Here is a 21,709-nt window from a genome sequence, read left to right as displayed (position 1 = left end):
TCACCCGGACCGTCTCGGCCCCCGCCGGATCGGGTTCTGTGGTGCGCGAGCTCGGCCATAATTCAACCGAATCCCGCCCGCCGGTACCCGACCTGAACGCCGAACCCGAGGACGACATGCCCAAGTCGAAGGTCCGCAAGAAGACCGACTACACGATCAATCCCGCCAGCCGCACGCCGGTGAAGGTGAAGGCAGGGCCGTCCCCGGTCTGGTACGTCGTGATCATGCTCGGCTTCATGCTGGCCGGGTTGGTCTGGTTGCTCGTCTACTACTTGGCCAACGACAAGATCTCCTGGATGGCGGATCTCGGGGCGTGGAACTTCCTGATCGGCTTCGGTCTGATGGTCATCGGCCTGATCATGACCATGCGGTGGCGGTGACCTGGCTCAGTAACGCCAGGATTACAGACGTGTCATTCATGCACACCTGTGGATAACCGTGTGGACAACTCGAGGAACGATTGGGGAAAGTGACACGTGGATCCCGAATCCGATTCGCCTGATCCGCCTCCCGAACCACGCACCACCTGGACCACACCGATGGCCGCTCTCATTGCGGTGACCATCGGCGGTTTGGTGCTGGCCGGTGCCGCCATCCTCGCCAAGGATGGGCCGAGTCGGCTGCTGATCGGATCGGCGGCGGTCGGCCTGCTGGCGTTGGCCGGCCTCGGATTCCGACAGCGCCCGCGCCTGAGCATCACCGCCGATCCACAGCCGCGACTGGTGGTCCGCACTCTTACCGGGCCGACCGCATACACCCGCGATCAGATAATGCGGGCCCGAGTCGTCGGCTACCGCCGCCTCGGCCGCAAGAATCCCATGCTCGAAATCGACGTCGAGCACCACGGCGACGAACGGCTGCTGATCTTCGGCCGATGGGACCTCGGCACCAGTCCGGACGAGGTCTTCGAAACCCTTGTCGCGCACGGACTGGCGCAGTAGCCGCGCGCCGAATGCCCGCGGCGGCAACGTTTCACGTGAAGCATCTACCGCAGCGATATGGCCGCGGCGACGATCACCGCGAGTGCCGCCACGGCGACGGCGGCAACCGCAGTCCACCCGATCAGTCGCACATTCTCCTGCGATTTCGCGCGCAACCATTCGGGCAGGAACAGAATGCCGAGTGCGGCAAGGGTGCCCGCGGCGAGTCCGCCGAGGTGTCCGGCCAATGAGATACCGGGCAGCGAGAAGCTGATGAAGACGTTGATGCCGATGAGGATCAACATCTGATTCGGATTCTGCCGCACCCGGATCAGGATCACGGTGATCGCGCCGAACAGTCCGTAGACCGCACATGATGCGCCCGCGGTGAGGCTGTCCCTGGCGAAAACCATCACGGCGGCCGCACCGCCGAGCAGTGACACCAGGTAGACCACCAGATAGCGCACCCGCCCGAGGACCGGCTCGATACTGCGGCCGACCACATACAGCGCGAACATATTGAGCAGCAGGTGGATCGGACCGTAGTGCAGGAAGCCGGAGCCGATCAGCCGCACGTACTGACCGTGCGCGACCGCGGGCGGATAGAGCACCCAGTCGACGTACAGCGCGGAATGTCCGGTGTTCTCCACCAGACTCTTCGATTGGCCCGCGGTGACCGCGAAGATGATCGCGTTCAGCGCGATCAGCACATAGGTGACATACGGAATCGGGGTCCGCAGGGTCTGCGCACCGGCGACGGTTCGCACCGGGCGGACCTCACGTTGCCCCTGACGGACACAGTCGACACAGTGCTGTCCGACCGCCGCGGGTCGCAGGCATTCCGGACAGGCAGGTCGCCCGCACCGAGTGCAGGCCAGGCCCGTAGGACGATTGGGGTGGCGGACGCACGTCGGTGCGGGCGGTTGAGCGTTCATCGGATTATTCGATAGTGATCTTGGAGATGGTGACGGCTTCCTTGGGACGGTCGTTGCGATCGGTCGGCGTGGTCGCGATGGCATCGACGACCTTGCGCGAATCGGGGTCGACGACCTCCCCGAAGATGGTGTGCTTGCGGTTCAGATGCGGCTGTGAACCGACGGTGATGAAGAACTGCGAACCATTGGTGCCCGGTCCCGCATTCGCCATCGCCAGCAGGTAGCCGCGATCGAAGCGCAGCTCCGGGTGGAATTCGTCGCCGAATTCGTAGCCGGGTCCACCGCGTCCGGTGCCGGTCGGGTCACCACCTTGAATCATGAACCCGTCGATCACCCGGTGGAAGCTCACGCCGTCGTAGAACGGGCCGGAGGTGCCGCCGCTGGCGTTCTCCGTCTCGTACGGTGCCGATCCGTCGGCCAGGCCGAGGAAGTTCCGCACCGTCTTCGGGGCGTGGTTACCGAAGAGCGAGATCTTGATATCGCCGTGGTTGGTGTGCAACGTGGCCACGGCGGTCTGATTCGGTGAGGTCACGCCGCCCATCGTGCCACGATCCTCGCAATCTTCGCCGCACCGGGCCGGGTGCGGCTGTGATCCGGGATTACTGCGCGATGCGCGGGTATGTGCCACAGTTGTCGAATGACCTTGGGGCGCCTACTCACCTCCGCACGTTCTCGTAACCGTCTGATCGCCGCGGTCGTCGTCGCGCTGGCCGGTGGCGTGGCCTGGTTGGTCCGCAGCAAGCGTCCACAACCGCCGGAACCGGCGCCGGCGCCGCCGCGAATCGGCTACTCCCGCAACGGTTCCGCGCCGACCCCCTTGGCGGGCGCCGGCGCGGACAACGGTCGCTGACTTCGCTTCGATTCCGGTCAGCGGCTGACGGTGCGCTTGTACTGACGCAGCGCGAGCGGGATGAACACCAACAGGATGATGACCACCCACGCCAGCGTCGTCGCCACCGGATGCTGCATGGACCAAGCGTCCGATTTCGGGGCCATCGGACTGGTATTGCCGAACAGATCGCGAGTCGCCTGGGTGACCGCCGAAACCGGATTCCATTCGGCGAATACCCGCAGCGCCGTCGGTAGATTCTCGAGCGGCACAAAGGTATTGGCCAGGAATGTCAGCGGGAAGATCACCATGAAGCTGGCGTTGTTGAACACCTCGGGCGCGCGGACCAGCAGGCCGACCACGGCCATGATCCAGGAGATCGCGTACGCGAACAGCAGCAACAGCACATAGGCCAGCACCGCGTCGAGCAGTGATCCGCGTATCCGCCAGCCGACGACATAACCGGTCAGCGACATCACCACCAGGCTGACCACATTGATCACCACATCGCTGATGGTGCGCCCGACCAGCACGGCCGACGGCGCCATCGGCAGCGAACGGAACCGGTCGATAATGCCCTTCTGCATATCCTCGGCCAGTCCCAGTCCGGTGAACGTCGCGCCGAACACCACCGACTGCGCGAAGATGCCCGCGATCAGGAACTCCCGGTAACCGCCCGACATGCCGGGCACCTCGATCGCCGAGCCGAAGATATAGGCGAAAAGCAGCACGAACATGATCGGCGACAGCGTCGAGAAGATCAGCACGTCGGGTACGCGCTTGATCTTGATGACATTGCGTTTGGCGATGGTCAAGCTGTCGGTGTAGACGATGGTGAGACGTTCGCCGAGTGGCATGCGGGTTCTGGTGTCCAGGGTCGCCGCGGTCATCGCTTGCGTCCTTCCGTTGCTTCGAGCCGATCCACGGGCTTGCTGCCATTTCCGTTGATCAACTCCTCGGCCTCGTGACCGGTGAGCGTCAGGAAGACATCGTCCAGTGAGGGGCGACGCAGCCCGACGTCGTGAATCTGCACATTGTGGGTGCTCAGCCTGCCGATGGCATCGACGAGCGCCTGCGATCCGTCACTGACCGGAACGGTGATCCGGCGCAGTCCGGGTTCCAGGTGGATCTCCCCGTCCGCCAAGCCCTTCAGTGCCTCCTGGGCGGTCGCGAGATTGTCGGCGTGGTCGACGGTGAGTTCGATGCGGTCGCCGCCGACCAGGGTCTTGAGTTCATCCGCGGTGCCGCGGGCGATCACCTTGCCGTGGTCGATCACCGCGATGGCGTCGGCCAGCCGGTCGGCCTCCTCCATGTACTGCGTGGTCAGCAAGAGGGTGGTTCCCCCGGCGACCAGTTCCTCGATGACATCCCAGAGGTCGAGGCGCGCACGCGGATCGAGTCCGGTGGTCGGCTCGTCGAGGAAGAGCACCGGTGGATTGGCCACCAGTGCGCCGGCCAGGTCGAGCCGTCGGCGCATGCCGCCCGAGTAGCCCTTGACCGGTCGATCGGCGGCCTCGCTCAGTCGGAAGCGTTCCAGCAATTCCCGCGCGCGCTCCTTACTGCGCTGTACGCCCATGTGATAGAGCCGGCCGACCATCTCCAGATTTTCGAATCCGGTGAGATATTCGTCGACGGCGGCGTATTGCCCGGACGCGCCGATGCGTGAGCGCAGCGCCTGTGGATTGCGGAGCACGTCGATACCCGCGACGGTGGCGCGGCCGGCATCCGGAATGAGCAGGGTGGTGAGCACCCGGACCGTGGTGGTCTTACCCGCACCGTTCGGTCCGAGCAATGCGGTGACGGTGCCCTCGGGCACCGCTAGGTCGAGTCCATCGAGGGCGACCAACTGGCCGTATCGTTTGACCAGACCCTCGGCGACGATTGCGTCGGGCATGATTCTCCTGAGGTTCGCTCGCTCCGAGCGAGGTGACCATTACCCGAGTCAGTATTGCCCTGTGCACCGACAATTTCCCGTGATTTTCGTCGACCTGGGCTTTACCAACGATCGATGGTCGCGAAATTGCCACCGAACACAAACAGTCGCATCCCGTTCCGGGCGGTGCTCGGGGGTGCCGGATCGGGATGCGACCGATTTCGATCCTGCCGCTCGATCCCCGTCCGATCGCGCGTAGCGCACTACCCGATTCGGGCCCGACCGGTACTCGGGTGCCGCGGGCCCGACATGCCCGTGACCGAACGACACGCGGCAAATCCGACCGAATCTGCCGTCCGGTCGATGAACCCCAGAAGCGATTCCGGACGCACAGCAACCGGTCGGCATGGTTTTCACTTTCACATCGCCCGCGTAGTGAGATCACACCCCGGTCGTAAATCACTGCGCGACAACATTTTTGACAACAGTCACCGAACCGGCAACAGTCCGACCACCGACCGGTCCGGCTACCTGGGCGGCGCCCGCGCCCGGCGCAGGTGAGCCGTCCCGAAAAATCTTGAAAAGTCGCGATCCCCACGCACACACAATCCCGGAACATCGCGTAGGATCATTCACGTCGGCCCCTCCCCCCCGGGCCGACCTTACGCGGGCCTCGGCTAACTCCCCCCCTTCGCCGAGGCCCGCTCCCCATTTTGCGGGGCAGGTCAGCCCCGCTCAGCTATCTGTCGGCACCGCCGAATTCTCGACCATGCCCACCGATAGCCAGGCCGCCGTCAACCGTTGCGCCCGTACCTTTCCGGCGGTCGCCAGCAACCGACGATCCCGCTCCCACCGCTCGCGAACGACCCGATCGGCCTGTGCCCACAGCGGCTCCAATTCGGTCAGCACCTGTTCGAAATACGCGTACGCACCACCCAGTGCGATGTGCCCGCCCGGTGCGGTCGGCCGATCCATATCGAGACCACGTACGAAGGCCACCGCGGCGAGTAACCGCTGCAGCGTCGCCCGCGGCCAACCGGACTCGCGCCCGACCCGCAGCAACCAGCCGAGGGTGGCCGCGAGCACATGGACGTCCTCGATGGTGCGGAACGGTTTGAGGTAATCCGAGTACCCGTCGCCGGCCAGCGGCTCTGCCGCGACATCGGTGAATGTCACCGAGGCGTGTGGGATTTCGGGTGCGAAAGGTACTGCGGGCAGATTCGTCACATCGACGCCGGGCTGTGCGGCATCGACGAGCACCGCGCGCAGCCGGTTGCGCCCGTCGGCCGCCGTGCCCGCGCTGGCGATCACCAACATCCGCCGCGCGAGTATCCCCAATGTGGTGAAGGTCTTGGTGCCGTTCACCCGCCAGCCGCGGTCGGTCTCGGTCACCTCGGTCGCGATCGCGGACGGATGCGCGCCACCGGCCTCGGTCGCGGAAACCGCGACCAGCTCATCGGCCGGGAGGTCGGGCAGCAACGCACGCAGCGCCTGCTGATATCCGGACAGAAATGCGAAACCCAGTCGGTCCGCACCGAATCCACCGGCGATCGCTATATCGATCGTGTTGTCGAACCGCTCGGCGGTCGCCCGATGCCGCGTCCACGCATCGGTGATCGACTCGAGCGGTGTCGGATCGAGCGCCTCGGTCAGCAGATAATCGAACACAGAGTCCACTCGTGCACGCTAACCGAGAATCGTCGCGCTGCTCGTACCCAAGGAAGGCGGCGACTACTCCGCAATCCTTATCCGGAACGCGGCGATGCGACAGCAGAATCTCAGGATCACCAGGTATCACTGACTCGTCATACCCCTCGTGAGGAGCCTGACCAGTGACGAAACCGGATCTCGCGCGCCGAAAGGCGCTGTATGACGCCGAGGCACGACTGTCCTGGGTGCTCGCTGCACTGGCCGGTCTCATCGGAGCCGCGGCCTTCACGCATACCGCGGGCTACTTCGTCACGTTCATGACCGGCAATACCGAGCGCGCGGTCCTCGGCTACTTCCACGACGAACCCGATATCGCCGTCGCCGCGGCGCTGCTCATGCTCTCGTTCCTCGCCGGCGTCGTGGTGGCCTCCTGGTGTCGCACGCACTACTGGTCCGGCCATCCGCACGGCCCGACCCTGCTCACCACGCTCAGCCTCGCCGTGGCATCCCTGCTGGACGGCATCATCTACTGGGCGACGAGCGCCACCAAGATCGACCTCATCCCGATCCTGTTCGTCGCCTTCGGGGTCGGCGCGCTCAACACCTCGTTCGTCAAGAACGGCGAAGTTTCGATACCTCTGAGCTACGTCACCGGCACCCTCGTCAAAATGGGCCAGGGCATCGAACGCCATATCAGCGGCGGCGATTACGCCGACTGGCTCGGCTACTTCCTGCTCTATGCCGCCTTCTGCGCGGGCGCGCTGCTGGGCGGATTGCTGAGTCTGATCGTCGCGGGCTGGGCCATGCTCATCACCGCCACCGTGGTGTGCCTGATCACTACCTGCTTCACCTACCTGCACCTCGACCGACACGGCCCGCCCACGACGAGCTGACCCACGTGCGCGCCGTCGAGGCGACGGATACGGTTGTCCGGTGGGGAGTTTCGAGGATCCAACGCCGGATCACCTTGCGGCACTTGCACAACACAGCACCTGGGCCGAAATCCGACCGCTATTGCGGCCGATTCTGCGTCCGACGACCTACAAACAGGCCGCACTCGACAACCTGCTGCACCGCTGGCCCGAGGCCGCCGAGATCGACACCCGGTTCGTCAGCCGCCCGGCCTTCCCGTTCGTCGACGAATTGGTCGCGATCGACCTGCCGAACACGCGAACAGTCATCAACTACTCGACCATGGCGCTCTGGCCTGTTTCGGCCGACGAGGTCTTCACCGCGGCCCGCGAAAATCTGGAAGCCATTGCGCAGCCGCATGATCCGCGCGGCAACGCCATCCTCACCCGCACCGATCGCGACGGCAGCGAATACCTCACCTCCTGGCCGCTCGCCCCGGGTTGGTTGGCAACCTTCAGTCAGCGCTATGCCGGCCGCCGCCCTGTAGTCTTCATGCCCGACATCGACACACTGATCGTGGTCCCTGATATCCCACACCTGCTCGCCCGCATCTACGGCCAGGTCGAGCAACAGTATGTGGATGCACGCCAACGCCTCTCACCGCAGGGCTACACCCTCGACGAGGACGGCACCGTCGTCCCCTTCGATCGCGCAGGCCGACACGAACAACACCATGCTGCCGTCCGCGCCGGATACCGACTTGCCATGTGGGAGTATGCCGTCCAGGCCCACTGGCTCAACCAGGCGCTCGAACGCGACCTCGAAGTCACCCGCTACGACCTGAAGACGGCCATCGTCGGCGACATGAAGCCGGCGGGCATCGACACCCACCCCTACACCTACACCGTCTGGGGCCAAGGCGTCGACTACCTGCTCCCCGCCGCCGACTACATCATGTTCGCCGGCACCGACGCCGCCGACAACGCCGTTCCCATCTGCACCGTCCCACTCACCGCCGCCCTCGAAATAACCGGCCTCACACCGATTCCCGGCATGTCTCCCATTCGCTTCGAAGCCCGCTTCTGGCCCGATGAAACGATGCTCACCCAGTTGAAGCAGGCCTCGGTCGCTCTGTGAATCAAGCCGGTAGCTGATCTGCCCGTCAGTGCCACTCGATGCCCGGCTCATGCTCACGGAGAGCATGAGTCTTGTCTCGCCTGTGGCCGCCGGCCGAGATGTGCCCGTAGCGCTTATCGGTGGTCGTGATGGACTCGTGCCCGGCATCACGCAACACGACCCAGATCGGCTCGCCCTTGCGGACGTCACGATATTCCGGTGTGCCACAACATATACGGGTGTCAGGCGCTCGGCGAGCAGACCGGGATGAGATCGGCCGTACGAGATCCTAGTGGGCTACTCGCGTAACCGACGATGTCGCGATCGATGTAGCGGTGCCAGCTTACGGGCATCGGCCTCGATGCCGGTCCGCATAGCGCTGTAGCCAGCCGGTGAGCGTGCCGAGCGGCTCGTCAGCCGCAGCGTATCAGTGGCGAGGTTGCGCTCGGCCCGACACGGTCGAGCAGTCCGGCCCGGCGGATCGCCACGGCATGGTCCTCGAAACTCGGCGAGGTCTCGAGGATGCGACCGTTACGCGGAACGCGGCAGCGAACCCGGGAATAGGTGGACCCACCGGTCCGGCGAGGGGTGGGCACGCGCCCTTTCGGTCATGCGCGAATCCCTCAGATCGGATACATGGACCTGCCACGACCTAGATCATAGATCTAGGTCGTGGCCTGCACGGTTCCTGGTGGAGCCTAGGGGAATCGAACCCCTAACCCCTGCCTTGCAAAGGCAGTGCTCTGCCAATTGAGCTAAGGCCCCGAAATCCCTACTGTCCGAGGACAGTTCAGCGGGTGGTGACTTCGTGCCACAGGTCCGCATCGTCACGCTTGCGCAGCTTGGTGATTCCGATGAGAACCGCGACCACGACACCGACCGTGAGAAGAATTTTCATGATTCCCACCCTACTGTGATGTTCGGGAGTGGGCCTAGGAGGACTTGAACCTCCGACCTCTTCGTTATCAGCGAAGCGCTCTAACCGCCTGAGCTATAGGCCCCTATTTCTTGTTCCGATTACCCGCCGGAGCTGCTAACCGAACCGAGGCACGAGATTACCTTACCCGCCCGCCGAAGACCAAAACGGCCGGTCACCGCCCTGTGCGAGGACAGCGACCGGCCGCGTGGACACCGCTTCTAGTCGGGGTCGGCCAGGGTCACCTGGATGCCGCCGACGAGGTCACAGCACTGGTTGTAGATGAAGACGCCGACGGTCGCCAATGCAGTGAAAAGCACCACATTGATCAGCCCGATGACGCCCGCGTAGCCGAATACCGAACCGGCGTCGACCAACCCGACCGAGCCGCTGTCGGAGGAGACCATATCGGTGAAGGTGCTGTTGAGCCGCTCCCACACACCCATGCCCTCGAGCACGATGTAGAGCAGACCGACCGCGAGCATCCACACGAAGAACATGGCCACGCTGATCACCAGCGAGATCTTCAGGGTCGACCAGGGGTCGATCCGACGGATCTGCACCGTAGCCCGCAACGGCTCACCGGAGGCGACGGCCGCCGCGACGGCGACCGGAACCGCGGGCGAGACAGGTACCGACTGCGGGCCCGGGTTTTCGACGGGCAGCGGGTGCCGGATGTCGGACAGGTCCGGCATGTCCTTGATCAATTCCGGGCGGGCGATGCTGCGGGTCGGTCCGTCGATGCCGACGGACTTCACCATCGCCGCTTCCTTGCGTGCCGCCTTGGCCGCGAGATCCGCGGTGGTGCGGGCATTGCCGCCACCGAGACCGCCGCCGCCACCCAGGCCACCGCCAGCACCACTGCCGCTGAGCCCACCGCCGGTGGAATTCGGGCGACCGGTCACCGGCGACTGGCCGGGGCGATACAGGTTCGACTGTGGCTCCCGCTGCGGCAGCTGCGACCAGCCCTCCTGGAAGGGCGACTGGCCGCCGCCGTTCGATGCCGAGCGATCGCCCGCTTCCGGCGCGGCCGGCTCGCCTGGGTTACCCGGCCGAGCCGCCCGCTGATCGAATGCCTCATGCCCGTCCGCACCCGAGCTCGGCTCCGGCGCTTTGAACGCGACTTCGCCTTGTTTGCTGCGCATTTCGTGCGGCTGGGCCCCTCCCTGCGGGCCACTCGGCTGGCCGTTCTCGGCCGATGCGACCGGCCGTGGGATCGGCCGCGGCGGAATCGGTGACGGTGCGATCCGTTCGGTTACACCGTTCGTCTGGTGCCGCTCGTCGTTCGGCTGATTCGTGGTCAATGGGAATCCTTAGATCCGTTCGTTGCCGCCGCTGTGGGGTTACTGCTCAGAGGAACCGATGTCGCCGTCTCCGCCGACGAGCGAATCAGGATCGGGTTCGTCGGCATTGCGCGCGATAGCAAGCAACGTATCGCCATCGGCGAGGTTCATCAATCGCACGCCCTTGGTCTGTCGTCCAGCCTTACGAACCTGCTTCGCCGCCGTCCGGATAACACCACCGCCGGATGTGATCGCATACAACTCATCCTCGTCGTCGACGATGAGCGCACCGACAAGGGTGCCACGCTTGGTGTCGTATTGGATAGTCAATACACCTTTACCGCCGCGACCCTGTGGGGTGTACTCCTCGATCGCGGTCCGCTTGGCATAACCACCGGAGGTCGCGACGAGCAGATAGGTGTCGGCGCGAACCACATTGAGCGACAACAGTTCATCGTCGGCATTGAACCGCATGCCCTGCACACCGGAGGTGGCGCGGCCCATCGGACGCAGTGCCTCATCAGTGGCGGAGAAGCGGATCGACTGGCCGCGCGCCGAAACCAGCAGCAGATCGTCATCGGCCGAGCACAGCACGGCGCCGACCAATTCGTCGTCGTCACGCAGGTTCACCGCGACGATGCCGCCGCTGCGGTTGGAGTCGAAATCGGACAGCTTCGACTTCTTGACCAGGCCGTTCTTGGTGGCGAGTACCAGATAGGGCGCATCTTCGTAGCCCTTGATCTGGATGATCTGCGCGATCTTCTCATCCGGCTGGAAGGCCAGCAGATTCGCGACATGCTGACCGCGCGCGGTCCGGCTGGCTTCGGGCAGTTCGTAGGCCTTGGCCCGGTACACCCGGCCCTTATTGGTGAAGAACAGCAGCCAGTCGTGCGTGGAGCTGATGAAGAAGTGCTTGACGATGTCGTCCTGCTTGAGACCCGCGCCCTGCACGCCCTTGCCGCCGCGCTTCTGGCTGCGGTACAGGTCGGTCTTGGTGCGCTTGGCGTAACCGGTCTCGGTGACGGTGACGACCACATCCTCGCGGGCGATGAGATCCTCATCGGCCATATCGCCGTCATTGGCCACGATCTTGGTGCGCCGCTCGTCGCCGTACTTCTCGACGATCTCGGCCAGCTCGTCGCGCACGATCGCGCGCTGGCGCTCCGGCTTTTCGAGAATGTCCCTGAGGTCGGCGATTTCGGCCTCGATCTTGGCCAACTCGTCGATGATCTTCTGCCGCTCCAGGGCGGACAGCCTGCGCAACTGCATATCGAGGATGGCCGTGGCCTGGATCTCATCGATATCCAGCAACTGCATCAGGCCAGTGCGCGCGGTGTCGGTATTGGCCGAACGCCGGATCAGCGCGATGACCTCGTCCAGCGCGTCGAGCGCCTTGACCAGACCGCGCAGGATGTGGGCGCGCTCCTCGGCCTTGCGCAGCAAGTACCTGGTACGACGGACGATGACTTCCAACTGATGCTCGACGTAGAGCCGGATCATCTGATCCAGGCGCAGCGTGCGCGGCACGCCGTCGACGATCGAGAGCATGTTTGCGCCGAAGCTGGTCTGCAGCTGGGTGTGCTTGTAGAGGTTGTTCAGCACAACCTTGGCAACGGCGTCGCGTTTGATGGTGACCACGATCCGCATACCCGCGCGGTCCGAGGACTCGTCGTGGATATCGGAGATGCCGGCTATCTTGCCGTCCTTCACCTGCTCCGCGATGGAGTTGATGAAGTTGTCGGTGTTGACCTGGTACGGCAGCTCGGTGATGACGATCGTGGTGCGGCCGCGGTTGTCCTCTTCGACCTCGACCACACCGCGCATCCGGATCGAGCCGCGACCGGTGGTGTAGGCATCCTGGATGCCCTGATTACCGACGATGAGGCCGTAGGTCGGGAAGTCCGGACCCTTGACCCGCTCCATGCAGGCCGCGAGCGTCGCCTCTTCGTCGGCGTCGTGGTTCTCCAGCGCCCAGTAGATCGCCCCGGCCAACTCGTTGAGGTTGTGCGGCGGGATATTGGTCGCCATACCGACCGCGATGCCGTTACTGCCGTTCATCAACAGGTTGGGCACGCGGCTGGGGAGAACGGTCGGCTCCTGTGAGCGACCGTCGTAGTTCGGCGTGAAATCGACCGTCTCGTGGTCGATTTCGCGCAGCAGCTCCATGGCCAGCGGGGTCAAGCGGCATTCGGTGTACCGCATGGCGGCCGCGCCGTCATTGCCGCGGGAACCGAAGTTGCCCTGACCATCGACCAGCGGATAGCGCAGCGACCACGGCTGGGCCATGCGGACCAGGGTGTCGTAGATCGACGCGTCACCGTGCGGGTGATAGTTACCCATGGTCTCGGCGACCGGGCGGGCGGACTTCACATAGCCGCGGTCGGGCCGGTAGCCGTTGTCGTGCATCGCGTAGAGCACGCGGCGATGCACCGGCTTGAGGCCGTCGCGGACGTCGGGCAGCGCGCGACCCACGATCACGCTCATCGCGTAATCGATGTAGCTGCTCTGCATTTCGTTCTGGATATCGACCGGTTCGATCCGGTCACCCGCTCCGCCGTCGGGTGGCAGCGTGGTTTCAGTCATCTAAAAGTCTCCTTTGGTACCGGACGTGGAATTGCGCGTCACGCCGGTTACACGTCGAGGAAGCGAACGTCCTTGGCATTGCGGGTGATAAAGCTGCGACGTGCCTCGACGTCCTCGCCCATCAGGATGGAGAACAGCTCGTCGGCCGCGGCGGCATCGTCGAGAGTGACCTGACGCAGCACCCGCACCGAGGGATCCATGGTGGTCTCCCAGAGTTCCTTGGCGTTCATTTCGCCGAGACCCTTGTAGCGCTGGACACCGTCGTCCTTGTTGATTTTCTTGCCCGCGGCCAGCCCCGCCTCGAGCAGGCCGTCACGCTCGCGATCGGAGTAGGCGAACTCCGGATCGGACCGCTGCCACTTGAGCTTGTAGAGCGGCGGCTGCGCGAGGTACACGTGCCCGTGCTCGACCAGTGGCCGCATGAAGCGGAACAGCAGCGTCAGCAGCAGGGTCGAGATGTGCTGGCCGTCCACGTCGGCGTCGGCCATCAGCACGATCTTGTGATAACGCAGCTTGGCGATATCGAATTCGTCGTGGATGCCGGTGCCGAAGGCGGTGATGATCGACTGGACCTCGTTGTTCTTGAGGACGCGGTCGATGCGGGCCTTCTCGACATTGATGATCTTGCCGCGCAGCGGAAGGATCGCCTGGTACATCGAGTCGCGGCCGGATTTGGCCGAGCCACCGGCGGAGTCGCCCTCCACGATGTAGATCTCGGACTTGCTCGGATCCTTGGATCGGCAGTCGGCCAGCTTGCCGGGGAGGCCGCCGAGGTCGGTGGCGCTCTTGCGACGCACCAGTTCGCGCGCCTTACGCGCGGCGACGCGGGCCTGCGCGGAGGAAACCGCCTTGTTCACAATGGTCTTCGCATCGGCCGGATTGGCCTCGAACCAGTGTGAGAGGTGCTCGTTGCAGGTGCGCTGCACGAACGACTTGACCTCGGTATTGCCGAGTTTGGTCTTGGTCTGGCCCTCGAACTGCGGCTCGGAGACCTTCACGCTCACAATGGCGGCCAGACCCTCACGGATGTCGTCACCGGTGAGGTTGCCGTCCTTCTCCTTGAGCAGCTTCTTGTCCTTGGCGTACTTGTTGACCACCGTGGTGAGCGCCGCGCGGAAGCCCTCTTCGTGGGTGCCGCCCTCGTGGGTGTTGATGGTGTTGGCGAAGGTGTGCACCGACTCCGAGTAGCCGGAGTTCCACTGCATCGCGACCTCGAGCTCGTGCCCGGTGCCCTTGCCGGTGAACGCGACGACGGAGTTGTGGATGGCCTGCTTGGTTCGGTTGATATGCCGGACGAAATCCTCCAGACCACCCGGGTAGTGGTATGTCCGCGTCTTCACCTTGTGCTCCACCGGCGCAGTGGGCGCATCCGGATCGGCATGCTTGGGCGCCTCGGCGGTTTCGCTGACCACCTCGTCGGTGACGTCGGCGTCGGAGACGCGCTCATCGGTCAGGGTGATGGTGAGGCCCTTGTTCAGGAACGCCATCTCCTGCAGGCGGCGCGCGACCGTCTCGAAGTTGTAGATGGTGGTCTCGAAGATGTCCGGGTCTGCCCAGAAGCGAATCGTGGTGCCGGTGCGCTTGGTCGGAACGCCCTGCATCAGTTTGCCGGGCTTGGAATCCTTGTATTCCTGCGTCCAGTGGTACCCGTCCACGTCCACATCCGCCTCTAGGCGGCTGGAGAGCGCGTTGACCACGGAGATGCCGACACCGTGCAGTCCGCCCGACACCGCATAGGAATCGGAGTCGAACTTGCCGCCGGCATGCAGCTGGGTCATCACGACCTCGATGGTGGGCACACCCTGGGCGTGCATGGCCACCGGGATACCGCGGCCGTCGTCGATCACCTCGACGCCACCGTCCGCCAGCAGGGTCACATCCACCTGCGTCGCGTATCCGGCCATCGCCTCGTCGACCGAGTTGTCGACGACCTCCCAGATCAGGTGATGCAGACCGCGCTCACCCGTGGAGCCGATGTACATACCGGGCCGCTTGCGAACGGCTTCGAGACCTTCGAGGACGGTGATGGATTCGGCACCGTAATTGCCTGACTTGGGCTTGTTCGAGCCGTCTGCGTTGGAGTCCATGGCAGCCACTGGTCGGTAGCTCTCCTTACTTGCTGATCCCTGGCGCAGCGGTCGGACAGCACGCGTGGGGCACCGGTGTGATTCTGGTCGTGAAAATAGGGGTCCACGCGCGGGCTGTACGGAACGCGCCGAAAGGTTCGCCGCTAGTTACCCCACCATCCTACTGGTAGACCCAAGCCACAATGCACCTACGACACCCCTGACGGCTCCGTGGATGCGAGAAATCGGTCGAGCGCGGGTCGGTTCCGCCGTCAACCCCTTTGAGTCCATCAGATTCGGCCTGAGAGTTGCCTGTGTGACGGCGCCGTGACCGTGGCCTCCTGAGCGGGCGTCAGCGAGCGAACCATCGACACAGCGCCCGATCGCGCACGACAGAACGGAGCGTCCGCGCGGCGCGGGAATGAGCGGGGGCCACCACATAGTTCAGCCTACGTCGCGGACTCACGTATGACGGCCGCGGCGTTCCACGTGAAACAGATCTATGCGCTGGACTGTCGCTTATCCGTAGGTGTCCCGTGGACCGCGGCCTTTGATGTGCCGCTCACCCTTGCGCCAGCTCGGCGCCGCCGGACCGGTGATCTTCAACGATGTGACCACGCCCTGTCCCACCGCCGCATTGATCTTCGCCAGGATCTGGCCCTGCAGCATGCGCAGCTGGGTGGCCCACGCCGTTGATTCGGCGGCGATGCTCAGCACGCCGTCCTTCAATGTCATCGGGGTCGCGTGCGAGGCGATGTCCTCGCCGACCACACCGGCCCAGCGGCCGAAGACCATGCCCTCGGCGACCTTGGTCGACCAGCCCCGATTCTTCGCGATGGCGCCGGTCAGGCTCGAAAGCAGTTGCGGGTCACGGTCATCGGGCCGCGCGCCGGACCAGCCGGTGCGACGGCGGGCTCCGGTGCGCAGCCGACGCGGCGATGCCCGGCCCTGCCCCACCGATTTACCGCTCGCCTTGGCGGCCGCCCGCGCCTCCTCCAGCGCACGCCGCGCCAGATCGATACCGCGCAACTCCGGTTCCGGCTCGGATGCGGAAGCATTCGACGCTGTCGGATCGCTCACGACTGCGCCTCGCTGACGCTCAGCTCCGTCGTGCGCGATCGCGCGCTGTACTGATGGTTCACTCGCTGACGCTCGCTCACGACTGCGCCTCGCTGACGCTCAGCTCCGTCGTGCGCGATCGCGCGCTGTACTGATGGTTCACTCGCTGACGCTCGCTCACGAGGTCCACCTCTCTCCCCGCCGCTGTTCGCGCGCTGGTTGCCGACGCGTCGCATTGCAATCGGCGCTGATCTTACCGACGCGACAGGGGTCCCGACGGTGCCCGATCAACCGGTGGCGGCGTCGGATTCCCGGTCGGCGATTCGGGAGATGCGGCCGTCCGCACCGCCGTTCGTTTCAATCCGGAGCGGAACAGCGGAAAGTTCCACGGGCACGTCCTCGGGGACCGCGGCGGTGACCAGCACCTGTTCGGCGCCGACCGCAACCTCGGCGAGCGCCGTGCGTCGGCGGCGATCGAGTTCGGCGAATACGTCATCGAGTAGCAGTACCGGCTCGGCGCCGGTGGCGCGCAGCAGTTCGAAGGCCGCGAGCCGCAGCGCCAGTGCGAACGACCACGACTCACCATGGCTGGCAAAGCCTTTCGCGGGGGCCGTGCCGAGCATCAGATCCAGATCGTCGCGGTGCGGGCCGACCAGGCAGACCCCTCGCTCCAATTCCTTCGGCCGCGCCGCCGCCAGTTCGCGCAGCATATTCGCCTCCAGCGCCTCCACGTCATCGGGCTGCGGTGCGCGCGCCGGGTCCAGGAATTCCGGCGGCAGGCTCGCGCTGCGGTAACCGATTGCGGCGGGGCGTGATTCGGGCGCGATCGACGAGTACGCCTGTGCGAGATACGGATACATATCGTGCACCAGACGCAGTCGCTGTGCGAGCAGCACCGAGGCGTGGGTCGCCAAATGCCCGTCCCATACATCGAGGGTGCTGAGTTCCGCCTTCGAGCGGGCTTGGCGCCCAGCGGATTTCAACAGGGCCGAGCGCTGTCGCAGCACCCGGTCGTAGTCGGCGCGCACGGCGGCCAGCCGCGGCAACCTGGCTGTGCACAACTCGTCGAGGAAGCGCCGCCGTTCACCCGGATCGCCGCGGACCAGGGCGAGGTCCTCCGGCGCGAAGAGCACCGTCTGCAGAATGCCGAGGATTTCTCGCGGCCTGCGCACCGGAGATCGGTTGATCTGCGCACGATTCGCGGCGCCCTGGTTCAATTCGAGATCTATGCGCAGTTCGCGGCCCGCGTTCACGACGGTCGCGCCGATCCTGGCGCGTTCGGTGCCGATACGGATCAGCGGTGCGTCGGCGGCGACCCGATGTGAGCCCAAGGTGGCGAGGTAGCCGACCGCCTCGAGCAGGTTCGTTTTGCCGTTGCCATTGGCCCCCAGGAAAACCGTTCGGCCTGGGGATAATTCGAGTTCGGCGTGCTCCCAGGAGCGGAAGTCGCGCAGTGACAGCGTCCGGATGAACACGCGTCTACTCCGCTCCGGCCGTCGTAATCGCCGTTTTCCGCCGCTGCCGGCGACGAATGGGGCGCAAACCACAACATCTTGTGGTCCATCCACTGTCTGTGGACGAACTGTGGATAAATCGCATCGCCGCCGATGCTCAGCCCGGCAACCGAACCGGCATCAACAGGTAGATGTACGGGCTCTCCAGCGCGACGAACGCACCCGACTCCGTCACCTTGGGTTCCTCGTCGCTCGCTGGCAGCAGCACCGCGGGACGGCTCGGCGTGGTGAAGCCGAAGGTGACCCGATCAGCGTGCAGCGCGGAGAGGCCGTCGACGAGGTAACCCGGATTGAACGCGATTGTCAGTGACTCGCCGCGGAATTCGGCCTCCAGCCACTCCTCGGCGCGACCCGCGTCGTCGCCGCCTGCCGAGAGCAGCAGCCCCTCGTCGGTGAATTCCAGCCGCACCTGTGCACCGCGCTCGGCGACCAGCGCGACGCGCTTGATGGCGTCGGTCAGCGTGGCGACCGGGAGGGTGGCGATCGAGGTGTGCTCCTTGGGGAGCAATTGGCGGAACTTGGGGAATTCCGCATCGAGCAGTCGCGTGGTGGTCCGGCGGCCCGCATTCACGATGCCGAGCAGACCGTCCGCACCACTGCCGGTGCCGAGCGAAAGCTGTACGGGAGCATCGGAGGGACCCAGCGTCTTCGCGGCTTCCGACAGCGTCCGGGCCGGAATCAGCACCGAGGTTTCGATATCGGTGCGGGTGGGCTGCCATTCGATGTGGCGGACCGCCAACCGGAATCGGTCGGTGGCCGCGAGCACGACCTGTGGTCCCTCGATCTCGACCCGGATGCCGGTGAGCATCGGTAGCGTGTCGTCGCGTCCGGCGGCGACCGCGACCTGGCCGACCGCCTCGGCGAAGACATCGACGCTCAGCTCGCCGGTCTGCTGCGGCACCTCGGGCAGCTGGGGATAGTCCTCGACCGGCATGGTCGGCAGCGAGAACTTCGCACTGCCACAGCTGATCAGCACGCGGGTGCCGTCGACGGCAACATCGACGGGCTTATTGGACAGCGCCTTGGTGATATCGGCGAGCAGTCGACCGGAGACGAGCACCTCGCCGGGTCCGGCAACCTCGGCCGCGACGCGCATCTGCGCGGAGACCTCGTAGTCGAAGCCGGAGACGGTCAGTCCGTCCTCGCCCGCAACGAGTAGTACGCCGCCGAGTACCGGGACCGGAGGCCGCGACGGGAGGCTGCGTGCCACCCATGCAACGGACTCGGCGAAATCCTCTCGGGCGACCCGAAATTTCATACCCGCCAGCTCCATCGCCCGTTCTGTCCTCTCCCGGTTCCGTGATCTCTGTCGGCTTCGTCAGCGTTGATTCTCGAAAGGGGGTGCTGTACCTGCCACCTTTGCAGTCTGGCATAGGCGACCGACATTGAACCGTACTCGTCCGGACCAGCTGAACCTAGCCCGACCCTCCGGTTGTTCTGTGTCGCGAAGACGATCCGTGCTGCGAAATATCGAGCAAGGAGAACAGGTGCGGGTGAATCGCGCGGATGTGTCGCCCCCCTCTTCTCCTTGCTTGTCTCGGCGAGTGGCTCGGATGCCGATGCTCACTGATCGACTTTCCACACATCCTGTTTTGAAGAGAGATCTTCAAGAAGAAGAACTGAAGTAGTAGTAGGCACTGTGGAATCTGTGGACTGCGGCCGAATCCGCAGGTCCGGGGGCGTGGTGCGGTGTGGATGACCGCTGGGTGACTCGAGGATGAACGGATGGGGGTTGTGGACGTCGCGGGTTTGTCCCCCATTCATCCTCGAGCGCTCCTCGAGTTGTTCCACCAGATTCACCAGGTTGTTCACACGTGTGCACCGAATCGTGGACAGCTCGAGGAATCCTCGAGGACTCCACACGGAATCCTCGAGGATTCCCCAAGCCGCTGACCGAGCCCGTCGCTGGTCAGGACCTGTGTGTGGATACGGCTGTGGACTCTGTTGATTCCACCCCTGTTAGCAACGGATCCACGATCATCCGCACAGCCTGTGGACGAACCGGTGCACAACTCGGAGTTTCCTCGAGGACTCCACAAGAATTCCTCGAGGAGTCCACAGGGCACAAAAAGGCACCGCCCCAGGTCAAGGGCGGTGCCGAGGTGTTAGTGCCGGTCAGCGCGAACGCTGTTTAATTCGGGCTGTTAGTTCTTGTACTTGGTCGTACACGCGGCGCCGCTCGGTCATCTCCTTGCGCACTTTTTTCTCCGCGTACATGACCGTGGTGTGGTCGCGACCGAAAGCCTGGCCGATCTTGGGAAGCGATAGATCCGTTAGTTCCCGGCATAGATACATGGCGATCTGCCGGGCCTGCGCCAGCGGCCGGGCCTTACCCGGCCCGGTCAGCTCCTCGAGCGTGGTGTTGAAGTACTCGGCGGTTACGGCCATGATCGTCGCCGCGTTGATCTCCAGCGTCGCGGTATCCGGCATGAGATCGCGCAGTACGACCTCGGCCAGCGGCAGATCCAGCGGCTGGCCGTTCAATGAGGCGAACGCCGTCACCCGGATCAGCGCACCCTCCAGCTCGCGGATATTGCGCTCGACCCGACTGGCGATCAGTTCCAGCACGTCGTGCGGCACATCGAGCCGGTCCATCCGCGCCTTCTTGCGCAGAATCGCGATACGCGTCTCCAACTCCGGCGGCTGCACATCGGTGATCAGGCCCCACTCGAACCGGGTCCGCAGCCGCTCCTCCAGCGTGGCCAGTTGCTTCGGCGGCCGGTCGGAAGACACCACGATCTGCTTATTGGCGTTGTGCAGGGTGTTGAAGGTGTGGAAGAACTCCTCCTGGATACCTTCCTTGCCCTCGATGAACTGGATGTCGTCGACGAGCAGAATGTCGGTCTCGCGGTAGCGGCGCTTGAATGCCACCTTGCGGTCGTCGCGCAGACTGTTGATGAAGTCGTTGGTGAATTCCTCTGTCGATACATACTTCACCCGCATGCCAGGGAACAGCCGCTGGGCATAGTGTCCGGCCGCGTGCAGTAGATGGGTCTTGCCGAGACCCGAGGCGCCCCAGACGAACAGCGGGTTGTAGGCGCGCGCGGGTGCCTCCGCGATCGCGACCGCCGCGGCATGCGCGAAGCGATTGGACGCGCCGATGACGAAGGTCTCGAAGGTGTACTTGGCATTCAGGCTCGCCGAGGAATTCGACGGCGCCGGATTCTCCTGCGACTTGGTGAAGTAGGTCGGCCACGAATTGCGGACATTGACGACCGGTTCGTCGTCGTGCGGGTTGTCCGAGATCGGCTCGCGAACCGATTCGTGCGCGGCCGCGATGGCCGGATCGGTGCCCGGCCGGGATTCCCGTGCGGATGCCGCCTCGCGCATCGGCGCGCGCCCCTGCGCCCGCACCGGTTCCGGTAGCGGCTCCGGATTGAACAGTGACTCCTGGCCGGGCGGCACCGAATCGCGTCGCGGCGGGAGTCCGGATTCGCGGCGGGACGCGGGCGGCTCCTGCCGTTCGCCATTGGTCTGGCCCGGATAGTCGCCGCGGCTCGGGTATTCGTCGGTCGGGTACGCCCCCCCAACCTCGTATCCGGGCACCGGCAGGTACTCGGGTGTGCCCGCGTATTCCGGCGTGGGCGCATAGTCGCGTGCCGCCGAGTACTCCGGTCCAGTCGAGTACTCCGGTCCGGTCGAGTATTCGGGTGCCGCCGGGTAATCGTTGGGCTGTGCATAACGCGGCGGGGCGTAGTCGTTGCGCCCGGGATAGTCGGGGGCGGGATAGCCCGCCGGACCGCGACCGCTGTCGCGGCCACGCTCGGGCCGACTCGTCATGCGCGCGTGACGCGGATTGTTGCCAGGGCGTTCGGTCGGCTGCGTCGCCGGCGCCGCGATCCGGACGCCAAGGCCCTCGACCTGCGGACCGAGACGACGGCCGAGTGAACGCAGAATGGGTTCGCGCAGATCGCGTTCGATGGCCTCCTGGGCCAACGACGATGGCACCGAGAGCAAGGCGAACCCCTGCGCCACGGTCAGCGGCTTGACCAGTTTGAGCCAGGCCTGCTGTGCCCGGGAGACCGGCGGGATGGCACCATCGGCCGAGCCGGTGGTGAGTTCGGCGACCACCTCCGGCCACACGGTGGCCAGCACGTTCTGCTCGTCGTCCAT

Annotated in this window: 18 protein-coding genes and 2 tRNA genes; 5 read left to right on the top strand and 15 right to left on the bottom strand. The window is 65.0% G+C overall.

Annotated elements, in window-relative coordinates; translation table 11 throughout:
* The first annotated feature begins 116 nt into the window (after positions 1–116).
* Positions 117–380 (top strand): cell division protein CrgA, encoded by a 264-nt coding sequence (crgA, locus tag ACQPXH_RS00100; RefSeq protein WP_063044162.1) that lies wholly within the window; start codon positions 117–119, stop codon positions 378–380.
* Between the two features lie 96 nt (positions 381–476).
* Positions 477–941: a PH domain-containing protein gene (locus ACQPXH_RS00095; protein ID WP_433600311.1), complete on the top strand. Its 465-nt coding sequence runs from the start codon at positions 477–479 to the stop codon at positions 939–941.
* 44 nt (positions 942–985) lie between these two features.
* On the opposite strand, the gene ACQPXH_RS00090 is transcribed toward ACQPXH_RS00095, so the two are convergent.
* Both ACQPXH_RS00090 and ACQPXH_RS00085 read right to left on the bottom strand, forming a co-directional pair.
* A complete protein-coding gene (locus ACQPXH_RS00090; protein ID WP_433600310.1) occupies positions 986–1,855 on the bottom strand; it encodes a rhomboid family intramembrane serine protease in 870 nt (289 codons plus the stop codon).
* Positions 1,856–1,859: 4 nt separating this feature from the next.
* The gene (locus ACQPXH_RS00085; protein WP_433600309.1) at positions 1,860–2,387 is read right to left on the bottom strand and encodes a peptidylprolyl isomerase; all 528 of its coding nucleotides are present in this window, start codon (positions 2,385–2,387) and stop codon (positions 1,860–1,862) included.
* A 105-nt stretch (positions 2,388–2,492) separates the two neighbouring features.
* On the opposite strand from ACQPXH_RS00085, the gene ACQPXH_RS00080 reads away from it, so the two are divergent.
* Positions 2,493–2,705, top strand: coding sequence for a hypothetical protein (locus tag ACQPXH_RS00080; protein WP_364474058.1), 213 nt, complete (start codon positions 2,493–2,495; stop codon positions 2,703–2,705).
* Positions 2,706–2,722: 17 nt separating this feature from the next.
* Here ACQPXH_RS00080 and ACQPXH_RS00075 read toward each other — a convergent pair whose 3' ends face one another.
* The 3 genes from ACQPXH_RS00075 to ACQPXH_RS00065 all read right to left on the bottom strand — a co-directional run bounded on the left by ACQPXH_RS00075 (position 2,723) and on the right by ACQPXH_RS00065 (position 6,234).
* A complete protein-coding gene (locus ACQPXH_RS00075) occupies positions 2,723–3,541 on the bottom strand; it encodes an ABC transporter permease (RefSeq protein WP_433603677.1) in 819 nt (272 codons plus the stop codon).
* A 29-nt stretch (positions 3,542–3,570) separates the two neighbouring features.
* The gene (locus ACQPXH_RS00070) at positions 3,571–4,578 is read right to left on the bottom strand and encodes an ATP-binding cassette domain-containing protein (protein WP_433600308.1); all 1,008 of its coding nucleotides are present in this window, start codon (positions 4,576–4,578) and stop codon (positions 3,571–3,573) included.
* 714 nt (positions 4,579–5,292) lie between these two features.
* Positions 5,293–6,234 (bottom strand): acyl-CoA dehydrogenase family protein, encoded by a 942-nt coding sequence (locus ACQPXH_RS00065; RefSeq protein WP_433600307.1) that lies wholly within the window; start codon positions 6,232–6,234, stop codon positions 5,293–5,295.
* A gap of 155 nt (positions 6,235–6,389) precedes the next feature.
* Here ACQPXH_RS00065 and ACQPXH_RS00060 point away from each other — a divergent pair, with 155 nt between their 5' ends.
* Together ACQPXH_RS00060 and ACQPXH_RS00055 are read left to right on the top strand one after the other, a co-directional pair.
* Complete coding sequence (locus ACQPXH_RS00060; RefSeq protein WP_433600306.1) at positions 6,390–7,100, top strand: YoaK family protein; 711 nt, start codon at positions 6,390–6,392, stop codon at positions 7,098–7,100.
* 40 nt (positions 7,101–7,140) lie between these two features.
* Positions 7,141–8,196 carry a hypothetical protein gene (locus tag ACQPXH_RS00055; protein ID WP_433600305.1) on the top strand — a complete coding sequence of 352 codons (1,056 nt, stop codon included), beginning with the start codon at positions 7,141–7,143 and terminating at the stop codon, positions 8,194–8,196.
* Positions 8,197–8,864: 668 nt separating this feature from the next.
* On the opposite strand, the gene ACQPXH_RS00050 is transcribed toward ACQPXH_RS00055, so the two are convergent.
* From ACQPXH_RS00050 to dnaA, 10 genes are all read right to left on the bottom strand, one after another.
* Positions 8,865–8,940, bottom strand: a tRNA-Ala gene (locus tag ACQPXH_RS00050).
* A 25-nt stretch (positions 8,941–8,965) separates the two neighbouring features.
* Positions 8,966–9,073, bottom strand: a complete 108-nt coding sequence (locus ACQPXH_RS00045; protein ID WP_218007666.1) for a DLW-39 family protein — start codon at positions 9,071–9,073, stop codon at positions 8,966–8,968.
* Between the two features lie 29 nt (positions 9,074–9,102).
* A tRNA-Ile gene (locus tag ACQPXH_RS00040) sits at positions 9,103–9,176 on the bottom strand.
* A gap of 136 nt (positions 9,177–9,312) precedes the next feature.
* The gene (locus ACQPXH_RS00035; protein WP_433600304.1) at positions 9,313–10,395 is read right to left on the bottom strand and encodes a DUF3566 domain-containing protein; all 1,083 of its coding nucleotides are present in this window, start codon (positions 10,393–10,395) and stop codon (positions 9,313–9,315) included.
* Positions 10,396–10,434: 39 nt separating this feature from the next.
* A complete protein-coding gene (gene gyrA / locus ACQPXH_RS00030) occupies positions 10,435–12,957 on the bottom strand; it encodes a DNA gyrase subunit A (RefSeq protein WP_433600303.1) in 2,523 nt (840 codons plus the stop codon).
* 47 nt (positions 12,958–13,004) lie between these two features.
* Complete coding sequence (gene gyrB / locus ACQPXH_RS00025) at positions 13,005–15,044, bottom strand: DNA topoisomerase (ATP-hydrolyzing) subunit B (protein ID WP_433600302.1); 2,040 nt, start codon at positions 15,042–15,044, stop codon at positions 13,005–13,007.
* Between the two features lie 498 nt (positions 15,045–15,542).
* Positions 15,543–16,103, bottom strand: coding sequence for a DUF721 family protein (locus ACQPXH_RS00020; protein ID WP_327094807.1), 561 nt, complete (start codon positions 16,101–16,103; stop codon positions 15,543–15,545).
* 266 nt (positions 16,104–16,369) lie between these two features.
* Complete coding sequence (recF, locus tag ACQPXH_RS00015; RefSeq protein WP_433600301.1) at positions 16,370–17,557, bottom strand: DNA replication/repair protein RecF; 1,188 nt, start codon at positions 17,555–17,557, stop codon at positions 16,370–16,372.
* A 136-nt stretch (positions 17,558–17,693) separates the two neighbouring features.
* A complete protein-coding gene (dnaN, locus tag ACQPXH_RS00010; protein ID WP_433600300.1) occupies positions 17,694–18,869 on the bottom strand; it encodes a DNA polymerase III subunit beta in 1,176 nt (391 codons plus the stop codon).
* Between the two features lie 842 nt (positions 18,870–19,711).
* Positions 19,712–21,709, bottom strand: a complete 1,998-nt coding sequence (gene dnaA / locus ACQPXH_RS00005; RefSeq protein ID WP_433600299.1) for a chromosomal replication initiator protein DnaA — start codon at positions 21,707–21,709, stop codon at positions 19,712–19,714.

Source organism: Nocardia sp. CA-135953 (genome assembly GCF_050955735.1).
Lineage (GTDB): Bacteria > Actinomycetota > Actinomycetes > Mycobacteriales > Mycobacteriaceae > Nocardia.
This window is presented reverse-complemented; position numbering and strand designations above follow the sequence as displayed.